This is a genomic window from Enterobacter cloacae complex sp. 2024EL-00227, from assembly GCF_043945315.1.
Lineage (GTDB): Bacteria > Pseudomonadota > Gammaproteobacteria > Enterobacterales > Enterobacteriaceae > Enterobacter > Enterobacter roggenkampii.
Map to the genome: position 1 here is coordinate 92,459 of NZ_JBIMQP010000014.1, position 11,104 is coordinate 103,562.

Genomic DNA, 11,104 nt, shown 5'->3' on the forward strand with positions numbered 1-11,104 from the left:
CGCACTTTTGTAGGCCGGGTAAGGCGAAGCCGCCACCCGGCATTACCGTTTAAATCACCCGCGAGAACTGCTGCATACGCGCTTTCTGACGCAGATATGCGTCAAAGCACATGCAGATATTGCGGATCAACAGACGCCCTTTCGGCGTGACCTCAATCGCGCTCTCCGACACGTCCACCAGCCCGTCTTTCGCCAGCGGCGCCAGCAGCTTCAGGTCTTCCGCGAAATAATCGCTGAAGTTCAGCGCCCACTGCGCTTCCACGTCCCTGAAATCGAGACGGAAGTTGCAGATAAGCGCCTTAATCACATCGCGACGGATGCAGTCGTCACGGGTTAATGCGATGCCGCGCCACAGCGCGTTGCCGGTCTCATCCACCTGCTGGTAATACAGCTTTAGCTCTTTCTGGTTCTGCGCGTAGCAGTCGCCGATCATGCTGATGGCGGAGACGCCCATGCCGAGCAGATCGGTATCGCCCTGGGTCGTGTAGCCCTGGAAGTTGCGGTGCAGGACCCCTTCGCGCTGAGCGACCGCCAGTTCGTCGTCCGGACGGGCAAAGTGATCCATGCCGATAAACTGATAGCCGGTGTCGGTCAGCGAGGTGATGGTTTCCTGCAGGATATCCAGCTTCTGCTGGGCAGAAGGCAGATCGGCATCTTTGATTTTGCGCTGGGCGGCAAAGAGCGTCGGCAGATGCGCGTAGTTAAAGACGCTCAGGCGGTCCGGACTGAGTTCAGCCACGCGCTTCAACGTAAAGGCGAAGCTTTCCGGCGTCTGCTTTGGCAGGCCGTAAATCAGGTCGATGTTGGTCGACGTGAAACCGATGTCACGCGCATGGTTGAGTAAGGCAAAGATAAAGTCTTCGTCCTGCTCGCGGTTCACCAGGCGCTGAACCTCTTTATTGAAGTCCTGCACGCCCATGCTCAGGCGGTTGAAGCCTTCTGCGCGTAAGTGATCCAGCACATCCAGCTCAATTTCACGCGGATCGACTTCGATCGAGATTTCAGCGTCGACGTTAAAACTGAAATTGCCGCGCAGCAGGGTCATCAGGCGGCTTATTTGCGCTTTGTTCAGATAGGTTGGCGTACCGCCGCCCCAGTGAAGCTGGCTGACGTGACGGCCTTTAAACAGCGGCGCGCGATGCACAACTTCCTGTTCGAGCGCGTCAAGATACTGGTCGGCTTTATGCTGCTGGCGGGTCACGATTTTATTGCAGCCGCAGAAGTAACAAAGCTTGTGGCAGAACGGAATATGGACATAGAGCGACAGCGGACGCTCAGGATAGCGCGCGACAGCCTGCTGAAAATCCTCCTCGCCGAAGGCATCGGAGAACTCCAGCGCGGTGGGGTATGACGTATAACGCGGCCCGGAATAGTTATATTTCTGGATTAGGGCCAAATCCCAGTCGATAGTTGGTGCTGACATGCTCACTCCTTCCGTTGGTGTCGCGTTCGTATACGGCGGCCCGTTCTGACCCCATTGCGGGACATCATTCGGGTGCGCAGCCACTTCTGTCGCCGCGACAACCGCCGTAGTTTAACGAATAACCACACCAGATAACATATAACCGGAAGGGTTATAAGCAGGACTATCGTGCCTGCCGGGTGCAAATGTTAGTTTCCACCCTTCAGAAGACGCATCATATCTTCCTGCTTTTCGTCTTCTTCTTCGTCGTCTTCGTCATCGTAAGACAGACCCAGCTTCTGCATCAGCTCGTCGATGCGATCCAGTTTGGCATCCACCCATGACTGCTCTTCAGCGGTCAGGGTTTCACCCTCTTCAAGACGTTCCAGCAGCGCGTCCAGGCGCTCATCGTTCTCCAGCAAATCCAGCTCAGCCTGCGGTGAAAGCATAGGTTTCTCGCTCTTTGGTTTGTGCTGCTTAGTGACCGGGGTGTCTGTCACACCCAGTGGAATGGGAGTTTTACTGCCGATACGAGGATCTTTCTGCTGCTTGCTTTTTGCAGAAGCGCCCGCTGCACCACCACCGTTGGCACGGCTACCCGCAGCATGACCGCGATGTTTTTTGTCGCGTTTGCGGTCGCGCGCTTCCTGGTTCAGTTCTTCGCGCGTTTTGCGGCGTGCTTTTGCAGGGCGTTTCGCGCCCGCAGCGGAGGTTGGTTTTTTCATGATGTTTTATCTTTAAGTCGTTTTCTTCAGTATAGAATTGCGGCGAAATCTAGCAGAAAGCAAGCAAAGAAAAAAGGCGACAGAGCAATCTGTCGCCTTTTTTCCTGACTCACAACCCTTAACGGGTCAGACATTCCATGTTTGCCAACAACAAACCCTGTTTATCCCTTGGCTAATACCGTCCGTGATACGGTTCCATTTCCTGTTAAAACGCCTCCAGGCGCTGGTCGTCCTGACAATCCTGCGTCTTCGCCTCCTGGCGCTCCTGACCCTTATCCTTAAGTCATCATCCTGTTGGCTTCCTCGCCTTGCCGCATACTTTACCGTGTTCGCTTAAACTAACAAGCAACGAAACGGTACAAAAACGGATTTTCAGATAATTACCTGGAAATAAGATGATGATTTAAAACAGTTTGCCTTTTTCTTGCTCCTGCGATTTCTCTGAAATCTCCCATAGTACGTATAGCCAATCTCTCACAGCGGCCAGGGTTTAAGCCTACAGGCTGAGTGCAATGAAAAAAGTCTTTTGCCCGCATTCAGGTATAATCCCCCTCAGATTACGATTTTTGGAGACGACCACGTGACTACCTGGAACTACCAACAGACGCATTTTGTCACCAGTGCGCCCGATATTCGCCACCTCCCCTCTGATACCGGTATTGAAGTGGCCTTTGCTGGCCGCTCTAATGCGGGGAAATCCAGCGCCCTGAATACGCTGACCAATCAGAAGAACCTGGCGCGTACCTCAAAAACACCTGGCCGTACCCAGCTGATCAACCTGTTTGAAGTCGCAGAGGGCAAACGCCTGGTCGACTTACCGGGGTACGGTTATGCGCAGGTACCCGAAGAGATGAAAATCAAATGGCAGCGTGCGCTGGGTGAATACCTCGAAAAACGCATGTGCCTGAAAGGTCTGGTGGTATTGATGGATATTCGCCACCCGCTGAAAGATCTCGATCAGCAGATGATCGACTGGGCGGTGGCAAGCGATATCGCCGTGCTGGTGCTGCTGACGAAAGCCGATAAGCTGGCAAGCGGTGCGCGTAAAGCGCAGGTGAATATGGTTCGTGAAGCGGTGCTGGCGTTCAACGGCGATGTGCAGGTTGAGCCGTTCTCCTCGCTGAAAAAGCAGGGCGTGGACAAGCTGCGTCAGAAGCTCGACACCTGGTTTAGCGAGCTGGAACCCGCGACGGAAGCGGAAGAAGAGTAATACCGAGCGCGGCAATGGCCGCGCTTTTTTTGCCTGAACATTTCTTTGCCGCAATAAAAAACGCCCCAGTCATTACTGACTGGGGCGGCTAAAATATTCAGCCAAATCCGATTACGTGAAGTAAAAGGTCTGAAAGATAGAACATCTTACCTCTGTACCCTACGCCGATAACTCTACCCCTTTTTGTGTTGCAGAAAAAGCACTTTTTGTAGTTTTTTTTCATTCTTTACATAGGGAATTCTAATGATCGTCACAAAAAGCGCGTTGCCATGTTGCAAACTTACATAAAAAGCGCGTTATGCGAAGAACCCTTAGTGAGCCTGATCCCAGTTTTCACCACTTCCCACTTCCACCAGCAACGGCACGTCCAGCGTCATGCTGCTTTCCATCAGTTCGTGGATCTTCTTCGACACGGCGTCGAGGTCGTCCTTGTGCACTTCAAATACCAGTTCATCGTGTACCTGCATGATCATTTTCACACGCGGTTTCTCTTTCTCGAGCCAGGCATCCACGGCGATCATTGCACGCTTAATAATGTCCGCCGCGGTCCCCTGCATGGGGGCGTTGATCGCGGCACGTTCTGCGCCCGCGCGGCGCGCCGCGTTGCTGGATTTGATGTCCGGTAAGTAGAGACGGCGGCCGTCCAGGGTTTCAACGTAACCTTTCTCTTTCGCCTGCGCGCGGGTACGTTCCATATATTCCAGCACGCCCGGGTAGCGCTCGAAGTAGAGATCCATATACTTCTGCGACTCTTTACGCGGAATATTGAGCTGGCGTGAAAGGCCGAACGCGCTCATGCCGTAGATCAGACCGAAGTTGATCGCTTTAGCGCTGCGGCGCTGTTCGTTGGTCACGCTGTCCAGCGGCAAGCCGAAGACTTCCGCCGCGGTTGCCCGGTGGATATCCTTCCCTTCGGCAAACGCGGTCAGCAGGCCTTTGTCGCGGGACAGATGCGCCATAATGCGCAGCTCAATTTGCGAGTAGTCAGCAGAGACAATCAGATAATCCTCTGGTGCGATGAAAGCCTGGCGAATACGGCGGCCCTCTTCGTTACGTACCGGGATGTTCTGCAGGTTGGGATCGGTTGACGAGAGACGACCGGTCGCCGCGACAGCCTGATGATATGAGGTGTGCACGCGGCCCGTTTTCGGGTTGATCATCAGCGGAAGCTTATCAGTGTAGGTAGACTTCAGCTTCGCGAGACCACGGTACTGCAGAATCACTTTTGGCAGCGGGTAATCCAGCGCCAGCTCTTCCAGCACCTCTTCAGAGGTTGAAGGCGCACCGCCAGGGGTTTTCTTCAGCGGCTTGATGCCCTGCTTTTCAAACAGAATGGTTTGCAGCTGCTTCGGTGAAGAGAGGTTAAACGGCTCGCCTGCAAGCTCATGCGCTTTTTGCTCCAGCTCGGTCAGGCGCTGCGCCAGCTCCCCGGAGTGGTTATGCAGCACCGTTGGATCGATTTTCACGCCGTTGCGTTCAATGCGGGACAGCACGGGTACCAGCGGCATCTCAATATGCTGGAACACATTCAGCGGACCTTCGTGCTTTTGCAGTTTTGGCCACATCTTCAGGTGCAGCTGCAGCGTAACGTCAGCGTCTTCCGCCGCGTAGCGCCCTGCTTCTTCAAGAGCGATCTGGTTAAAGGTGAGCTGATTTTTCCCTTTGCCGGCAATCTCTTCGAAGGTGATGGTTTTGTGCTTGAGCCAGCGGTCAGATAAAGAATCCATATCATGGCGGCCCGCGACGCTGTCCAGAATGTAGGATTCAAGCATGGTGTCGAAGGCGATCCCGCGCAGTTCAATGCCGTAGTTTTGCAGAATGCCGCGGTCGTACTTGAGGTTTTGCCCAACCTTGAGCGCCTTTTCGTCTTCCAGAATCGGCTTCAGCAGTTCAAGCACGCGTTCACGGGAGATCTGTTCCGGCGCATCCAGGTAATCGTGCGCCACGGGAACATAGGCCGCATGACCTGGCTCTGTCGCAAATGACAGGCCTACCATATTGGCAGAGATGTTATCGAGACTGTCCGTTTCGGTGTCAAAGGCAAAGACCGGCGCCTTTTTCAGTTTCTCGATCCAGGCAATGAGCTGTGACTCTTCAAGAAGAGTTTCATAATTGTCGAAGGAAAGCGCCACGGCTTCTTCTTCCGCCTGCTCTTCTGCATCAACGACAATCGTCTCCTTCGGCTTTGTGGAAGGTTTTGCCCCTTTTGCCTGCAGCCATTTACCGGCTTCCACGTCAGTGGTCCAGCGCTTAAATTCGTATTTCTTAAACAGGCTTAGAAGCTCGTCCGCAGAAGGCTGCTGCACTTCCAGCTGTTCACAGCCCAGTTCAAGTTCAACATCGGTTTTGATTGTGGCCAGCTTATAGGAGAGATAAGCCACCTCTTTGTTCTCTTCCAGCTTCCCAGCCATGGTTTTGGCACCACGGAAGGAGAGACTGGCGATTTTGTCTGATTCCGCGTAGAGCGTATCCAGCCCGCCCAGCCCCTGAAGCAGCGCCTGCGCGGTTTTCTCACCGACGCCAGGGACACCAGGAATGTTATCCGAGGAGTCGCCCATCAACGCGAGGAAGTCGATAATCAGCTCTGGCGGCACGCCATATTTTGCGACCACCTCTTCCGGCCCAAGAATGGTGTTGGTCATGGTGTTAATCAGGGTAATCCCTGGCGTCACCAGCTGCGCCATATCTTTATCACCGGTGCTAATCAGTACCGGACGACCCATCTTTTCAGCTTCACGCGCCAGCGTACCGATGACGTCATCCGCTTCAACCCCAGAAACGGCCAGCAGCGGCAGACCCATCGCTTTCACCATCGCATGCAGCGGCTCTATCTGCGCACGCAGATCGTCAGGCATTGGCGGACGGTGGGATTTGTAATGTTCAAACAACTCGTCGCGGAACGTTTTGCCTTTCGCATCAAACACGACGGCCGCATGGGTTGGCTGATACTGAAGGATCAGGCTGCGCAGCATATTCAGCACGCCATACATTGCGCCGGTAGGTTCCCCTGCGCTGTTGGTCAGAGGAGGAAACGCATGGTACGCCCGATACAGGTAAGAAGAGCCATCGACGAGAATAAGAGGGTTTTCTGGGATCTGAACCATAATGTCCGTGCCTTTAATCAATTTATGCGTAAAGGATGCCACAGAAGGATGAAAACATCAGTTATTCAGGCCCGATACAGGAAAAGATTTTGCGATCGTGAGGATCGCTCGTAAAAATCAAACTGTGGATAAGTTTGTGAGTATTTTCACTTCATATGAATAACAGACGTAAAAATTACATATAAGGCAATATTTAGATCTTAATTATCAGATTGTTATGATATGAGATCGCCTCTATATGGCCAACTGATGGCAGTTTGGTCTATGTGGATATAAGCCTTGATTTACGCAGAACGACAGCGAAATCTTCTGCGCCGGGGTAAAAGCCGCCAAATCACCCTGTGAAAGCGCCATTCATTTGTCTGTTTTCTGGTAAAATCAGCGCCCAGCGTCGACTAGCCGGTCGCTCACTTACAGCTAACTACCTGAAAAAGCTCATCATGTCGAGATTTCTCGCTGCAATAACATTACTGCTAAGCATCATTTTAACTATCCTGGTGACGATCGCCTGTTCCGTACCGATCATTCTCGCCGGGATCATTAAATTGCTGCTGCCTGTATCCGTGGTGTGGCGAGCCGTGTCCGCATTTTGTAATTTCATGATGTATTGCTGGTGCGAAGGACTGGCGATCCTGTTGCGCCTTAACCCGCACCTGAAGTGGGATGTCAAAGGGCTGGAGAACCTTAACAAAAAGAACTGGTACCTGCTGATCTGCAATCACCACAGCTGGGCGGACATCGTGGTGTTATGCGTGCTTTTTCGCAAACACATCCCGATGAACAAATATTTCCTGAAACAGCAGCTCGCCTGGGTGCCTTTTATCGGGCTGGCCTGCTGGGCGCTCGATATGCCGTTTATGAAACGCTATTCGCGCAGCTATTTGATTCGTCATCCGGAACGTCGCGGTAAGGATGTGGAGACCACGCGCCGCTCCTGTGAAAAGTTTCGTGCGCATCCAACGACCATCGTGAACTTTGTTGAAGGCTCCCGGTTTACGGAAGAGAAGCGCCAGCAAACGCGCTCTCCCTATCAGCATCTGTTGCCGCCAAAGGCAGCGGGGATTGCGATGGCGCTTAACGTGCTGGGAGCACAGTTCGATAAACTTCTTAACGTCACGCTCTGCTATCCGGAAAACGATAAGACGCCGTTCTTCGATATGCTCAGCGGCAAACTGACGCGTATTGTCGTGCACGTCGACCTGGTCCCGATTGACGCTGAACTGCACGGTGATTACGTAAACGATAAGAACTTCAAACGTCGTTTCCAGCAGTGGCTTAATACGCTCTGGAAAGAGAAAGACGAACAGATAGACAAGATAAAGTCTTCATACAAAAACGCCGGTCAGTGACCGGCGTTTTTACATCAGCGAAATTACTTCTTCTCAACCAGGTATTTCACGGTATCTGCATACTGCTGTACGAAAATATCCATGCTGCTGGTGTCCATGCCCTGCATGTTCAGCTGATATTTGCCGTTAACAAACATCGCCGGAACGCCCTGAAGCTGGAGGTCAGCAGCCGCTTTTTCCTGCTGGGCAACCAGTGATTTCACCACGAAGCTGTTCCATGCGGCATCGTACTCTTCACCTTTCACGCCGGCATCAACGAACACTTTACGGATATCCGCAGTGGTCTGAACGGTCTGGGTTTTCTGTACGGCTTCAAACATTGGCGAAGTGATCTTATCTTCTACGCCCAGTGCCATCGCCACCGCCCATGCCTGAGTCAGGTCTTTACCCAATGGGCCCAGGAACTCGACGTGGTACTTGGTCATTTTGGTGCCTTCCGGCAGCTTTTTCTTCACGTTGTCAGAGACATGCAGCACCTGCTCGAACTGGTAACAGTGTGGGCAATAGAACGAGAAGAACTCCAGTACCTGTGGCTCGCCAGCGACCGGCTTCTCCAGCGTGATGTACTGTTTGCCGTCGGTAAACTGTGCAGCAGAAGCGCTAAATGCCAGAATCATACCTGCCAGCGCCAGCCAAATTTTTTTCATGATTAACTCTCTCCTGGGTGTGTCCATTAATACATCGGCGTTAATTGCAGAGGGGGCTCCTGAAGAACCTTAACCTGCTCAGTAAATGTAGATATCTGGCTACGCCAGTAATCCTCTCCGGTAAGCCACGGGAAATTACGAGGAAATGCCGGATCGTCCCAACGCCTGATTAACCATGCGAGATAATAAACAAAACGCATCGCACGTAAAGGCTCAATCAGGGCAATTTCGTCTGAATTAAACGGGCTAAATTCTTCATAAGCTTCAATAATGGTTTCAAGCTGCATGCGCTGCTCGGCTTTGTCGCCATTGAGCAACATCCACAGGTCCTGAACCGCTGGCCCCATACGCGCATCATCAAGATCGACAAACAGCGGGCCGTCACGCCAGAGAATATTCCCGGCGTGACAATCGCCATGCAGGCGCAGGACGGAAATATCATCGCGCCAGCAGGTTTTCACTGCAGCAATAAGCTTATCGGTGGCGTTGAGGAAATCATACTTTAGCGCTGCGGGGATCATTGCAGACGTTTCGAATATTGTGCGCGGTTCAAGAAGGTATTCCTGAATCCCCATAGTCGGGCGGGCAATAAAGGCTTTTTTGCGTCCCGTCTGGTGTATACGCCCAAGATAGCGGGCAACCCACTCCATCTGATCGATATTATCCGCTTCAAACTGACGTCCCCCCAGGCTTGGGAATACTGCGTAGTAATACCCTTCGTGCGTAAGGAGCGTTTGGTTATTGAATTTTAGCGGTGCGGCAACGGGGACATCGTCATCCAGCAGATCGTGAGCGAACTGATGCTCTTCCTGAATTTGTTCAGCGGACCAGCGTTCAGGACGATAGAATTTTACGACATAGCGCTGACGATCCTCGTCCTGAAATTGATAGACGCGGTTTTCGTAGCTGTTTAACGGTGTTAGCCCGGAATCCACCCGAATATCCTGTTCAAACAGGGCATCCATAATGGTGTCCGGGTGTAATGTCTGGAAAGTAAAAGCCTGGTCGTTCATCCGATCATCCGGAAATTATACGAATGATTCAGGATATCATCTTGTGGCGATTTCGGTGCCGCCGCTTACAAGCTTTTACTCTTTAATTACGCCTCGGGCGCGCAGCAATGCAGTCTTAAAATCTTCCTCATAATCTTTCTGAATACCAGGAATAACAGCATCTTTGGCAGAGTCGCGCATTTTAAGGTGGTAGATCAGGATGTCGTCAGAAAGGTCTGCCAGATCGCCGTCAAAACCTGACTCTTTTGCCAGTTTCTGTAAAAATTGCATCAGATTGAGCTCTGGCTCTTTTTGCCAGGCGGGCTGGAGGAGTTCAATAACTTCATTCAGACGTTTACATTTCATGGTGGTGCTCCTTTCATTTAGAGTGACACGTTAGCAGGGTCAATCCCACAATAAAAGAGGCGATATTCGTGAATGTTAGCCAGGAAATCATCGGGGTCGTTCTGGCAGGCGGCAGAGCAACGCGAATGGGCGGAAAAGATAAGGGGCTTCAGCTTCTTAATGGAAAACCCTTGTGGCAGCATGTCGCCGATACGCTCGCAGGTCAGGTGACGACTATAGCCATCAGCGCTAACCGGCATATCGACACTTACCGGCGCAGCGGCTACGCCGTTTATCAGGATAGCCTTGAGAATTACCCGGGCCCGCTTGCCGGTATGCTTTCGGTCATGCAACAGTCGCAGGGTGAGTGGTTTATCTTCTGCCCCTGCGATACCCCGTTTATTCCGTCCTGTCTTGTCGAGCGTCTGTTCCTGCTTCGTGGTACAGCGCCTGTGGTTTGGGTGCATGACGGCGAACGTGACCATCCTGCTGTCGCGTTGATGCATCGATCGCTTGCACCTGCTCTGCTGGCCTACCTGGCCGCGGGAGAGCGCAGAGTGATGGTCTTTATGCGTGAGTCTGGCGGCCATTCCGTTGATTTTAGCGATGTGAAATCAGCGTTTGTGAACGTAAATACGAGTGAAGATTTGCAGATGATGCAGGAGAAAAAATGATACCCCTTTTAGCCATTTCCGCATGGAGTGGGACCGGGAAAACCACGCTGCTGAAAAAGCTCATTCCTGCGCTTTGTGCCAGAGGGCTTCGCCCTGGTTTGATTAAGCATAGTCATCACAACATGGACATTGATACGCCCGGAAAAGACAGCTATGAGCTGCGTAAGGCCGGAGCAGCACAAACGATGGTAGCAAGTCCTCAGCGCTGGGCGTTAATGACAGAAACGCCGGATGAGGCGCCGCTGAATCTCGCTTATCTGGTTAACCGGATGGATCACTCCACGCTGGATCTGGTGCTGGTTGAGGGGTTTAAGCATGAGGCTGTGCCTAAGATCCTACTTTTCAGAAGCGATGCCGGGCATGATTTGAGCGAGTTAACGCTGGATGAGCATGTCATTGCGGTGGCTAGCGATGTGGCAGTGGAACTTGAGGTTCCGGTGCTGGATTTAAATGATGTGGACGGGATTGCGCAGTTTATTGTGGCGTGGAGTGCGGTCTGACTTGCCCGGGCTACCGTTTTTTGGCGCATAAACGCAAAAAGGCCATCCTTTCGGATGGCCTCTTCACTTGTTTGATGCCTGGCAGTTCCCTACTCTCACATGGGGAGACCCCACACTACCATCGGCGCTACGGCGTTTCACTTCTGAGTTCGGCAT

General features: G+C 52.4%; 10 protein-coding genes. 4 read left to right on the top strand and 6 right to left on the bottom strand.

What is annotated here, in order from left to right; translation table 11 throughout:
- Window positions 1-49: 49 nt before the first annotated feature.
- Window positions 50-1,423 (bottom strand): oxygen-independent coproporphyrinogen III oxidase, encoded by a 1,374-nt coding sequence (gene hemN, locus ACHH0Z_RS20760; protein ID WP_045408678.1) that lies wholly within the window; start codon window positions 1,421-1,423, stop codon window positions 50-52.
- A 188-nt stretch (window positions 1,424-1,611) separates the two neighbouring features.
- Window positions 1,612-2,127, bottom strand: a complete 516-nt coding sequence (gene yihI / locus ACHH0Z_RS20765) for a Der GTPase-activating protein YihI (RefSeq protein ID WP_008501860.1) — start codon at window positions 2,125-2,127, stop codon at window positions 1,612-1,614.
- A 580-nt stretch (window positions 2,128-2,707) separates the two neighbouring features.
- Between yihI and yihA the strand changes: the two genes are divergently transcribed.
- Window positions 2,708-3,337 (top strand): ribosome biogenesis GTP-binding protein YihA/YsxC, encoded by a 630-nt coding sequence (yihA, locus tag ACHH0Z_RS20770; RefSeq protein ID WP_008501861.1) that lies wholly within the window; start codon window positions 2,708-2,710, stop codon window positions 3,335-3,337.
- 311 nt (window positions 3,338-3,648) lie between these two features.
- Here yihA and polA read toward each other — a convergent pair whose 3' ends face one another.
- Window positions 3,649-6,441, bottom strand: coding sequence for a DNA polymerase I (gene polA, locus ACHH0Z_RS20775; RefSeq protein WP_021242776.1), 2,793 nt, complete (start codon window positions 6,439-6,441; stop codon window positions 3,649-3,651).
- Between the two features lie 440 nt (window positions 6,442-6,881).
- Here polA and ACHH0Z_RS20780 point away from each other — a divergent pair, with 440 nt between their 5' ends.
- Complete coding sequence (locus ACHH0Z_RS20780) at window positions 6,882-7,790, top strand: acyltransferase (protein WP_045408676.1); 909 nt, start codon at window positions 6,882-6,884, stop codon at window positions 7,788-7,790.
- Between the two features lie 23 nt (window positions 7,791-7,813).
- On the opposite strand, the gene dsbA is transcribed toward ACHH0Z_RS20780, so the two are convergent.
- From dsbA to ACHH0Z_RS20795, 3 genes are all read right to left on the bottom strand, one after another.
- Window positions 7,814-8,437, bottom strand: a complete 624-nt coding sequence (gene dsbA, locus ACHH0Z_RS20785) for a thiol:disulfide interchange protein DsbA (RefSeq protein ID WP_008501864.1) — start codon at window positions 8,435-8,437, stop codon at window positions 7,814-7,816.
- Window positions 8,438-8,463: 26 nt separating this feature from the next.
- Complete coding sequence (locus ACHH0Z_RS20790; protein WP_045408673.1) at window positions 8,464-9,450, bottom strand: serine/threonine protein kinase; 987 nt, start codon at window positions 9,448-9,450, stop codon at window positions 8,464-8,466.
- Between the two features lie 75 nt (window positions 9,451-9,525).
- Entirely contained in the window at window positions 9,526-9,795 is a 270-nt protein-coding gene (locus ACHH0Z_RS20795; protein WP_008501866.1) for a YihD family protein, read from the bottom strand.
- A gap of 68 nt (window positions 9,796-9,863) precedes the next feature.
- Between ACHH0Z_RS20795 and mobA the strand changes: the two genes are divergently transcribed.
- Window positions 9,864-10,448: a molybdenum cofactor guanylyltransferase MobA gene (gene mobA, locus ACHH0Z_RS20800; RefSeq protein WP_045408670.1), complete on the top strand. Its 585-nt coding sequence runs from the start codon at window positions 9,864-9,866 to the stop codon at window positions 10,446-10,448.
- The gene (mobB, locus tag ACHH0Z_RS20805; RefSeq protein ID WP_045408667.1) at window positions 10,445-10,948 is read left to right on the top strand and encodes a molybdopterin-guanine dinucleotide biosynthesis protein MobB; all 504 of its coding nucleotides are present in this window, start codon (window positions 10,445-10,447) and stop codon (window positions 10,946-10,948) included. Before mobA ends, mobB begins: the two co-directional genes overlap by 4 nt.
- Window positions 10,949-11,104 lie beyond the last annotated feature (156 nt).

Excerpts from the sequence above, each read along its gene's own strand:
- ACHH0Z_RS20795 (WP_008501866.1), bottom strand. The coding sequence starts at position 9,795 with ATGAAATGTAAACGTCTGAATGAAGTTATTGAACTCCTCCAGCCCGCC.
- ACHH0Z_RS20780 (WP_045408676.1), top strand. The coding sequence starts at position 6,882 with ATGTCGAGATTTCTCGCTGCAATAACATTACTGCTAAGCATCATTTTA.
- ACHH0Z_RS20790 (WP_045408673.1), bottom strand. The coding sequence starts at position 9,450 with ATGAACGACCAGGCTTTTACTTTCCAGACATTACACCCGGACACCATT.
- dsbA (WP_008501864.1), bottom strand. The coding sequence starts at position 8,437 with ATGAAAAAAATTTGGCTGGCGCTGGCAGGTATGATTCTGGCATTTAGC.
- mobB (WP_045408667.1), top strand. The coding sequence starts at position 10,445 with ATGATACCCCTTTTAGCCATTTCCGCATGGAGTGGGACCGGGAAAACC.
- hemN (WP_045408678.1), bottom strand. The coding sequence starts at position 1,423 with ATGTCAGCACCAACTATCGACTGGGATTTGGCCCTAATCCAGAAATAT.
- polA (WP_021242776.1), bottom strand. The coding sequence starts at position 6,441 with ATGGTTCAGATCCCAGAAAACCCTCTTATTCTCGTCGATGGCTCTTCT.
- yihI (WP_008501860.1), bottom strand. The coding sequence starts at position 2,127 with ATGAAAAAACCAACCTCCGCTGCGGGCGCGAAACGCCCTGCAAAAGCA.